Source organism: Kineosporia babensis (assembly GCF_021129305.1).
GTDB classification, from domain to species: domain Bacteria; phylum Actinomycetota; class Actinomycetes; order Actinomycetales; family Kineosporiaceae; genus Kineosporia; species Kineosporia babensis.
Map to the genome: position 1 here is coordinate 1 of NZ_JAJOMB010000075.1, position 943 is coordinate 943.

Here is a 943-nt window from a genome sequence, read left to right on the forward strand (position 1 = left end):
GGGCCTTCACCCCGGAATTTGGACACGCGGGTGAGTGTTTCAGGCTGCCAGGACGAACGTAGCAGCGTTGAGGATGTTCTCGTACTGGTTGGGTGAGACTTTCTGGCAGTAGGAGTGCCTTCGGCGGGTGTTGTAGCGGGTGCAGAACCGGAAGCTGTCCCGGCGGCAGGTGGCCTGGTCGATCCAGAACGGTTCGCCTTGGAGGGTTTCTCGTTTGAAGGTGGCGTTCCAGGACTCCACGGCGGCGTTGTCGGCGCTGGAGCCGATCCTGCCCATGGACTGACGCAGTCCGAGTTTCCTGCAGTGTTCCACGAAGGCGTTCGACGTATATTGAGCTCCGTGATCCGAGTGAAAAATGGCTCCTTCCAGCGTTCCTCGGGTGGCGAGGGCGTCGTTGAGGGCCTCGATGACCAGTTCGGTGCGCATGTGATCGGCGATGGCCCAGCCGACCAGGCGGCGTGAGGCCAGGTCGATGACGGTGGCCAGATACAGGTTCGAGCCGTCGGCGATCGGCAGGTAGGTGATGTCCCCGGCGTAGACACAGCCCGGTGCGGGCGCCCAGAACTGGCGTTTGACCAGGTCAGGGAACTTCTGCCCGGACTCGTCGCTGATCGTGGTGCGGACCTTGCGCCGTAACCGCAGCCCGGTGATGTTGTGCTCGCGCATGACGCGGGCCACCCGTTTGTGGTTGATCCGCTCACCGGCCGGCACGCCCTCGTTGAGCTCGGCCGTGATCCGGGGTGCCCCCAGTGTCCGGTCGGCCTCGTTCAGGAGGCGGATCTGCTCGGCCAGGCACTGGTCGGCGGCGGCCCTGCGGGCCCGGCCGGGCGCGGCCTTGCGCCAGGCATAATAGGAGGAACGCTGCAGGTCCAGGACCTGGCACATCCGCTTCACCTCGAAGGTGTCCCGGTGATCATCAACGAACTGGAAGCGGCTCACCAGG

General features: G+C 64.9%; 1 protein-coding gene. It reads right to left on the minus strand.

Annotated elements, in window-relative coordinates; genetic code table 11:
• Nucleotides 1-39 precede the first annotated feature (39 nt).
• The coding region (locus LR394_RS41030) for an IS3 family transposase (protein ID WP_231450141.1) at nucleotides 40-943 on the minus strand (904 nt) is incomplete at its 5' end.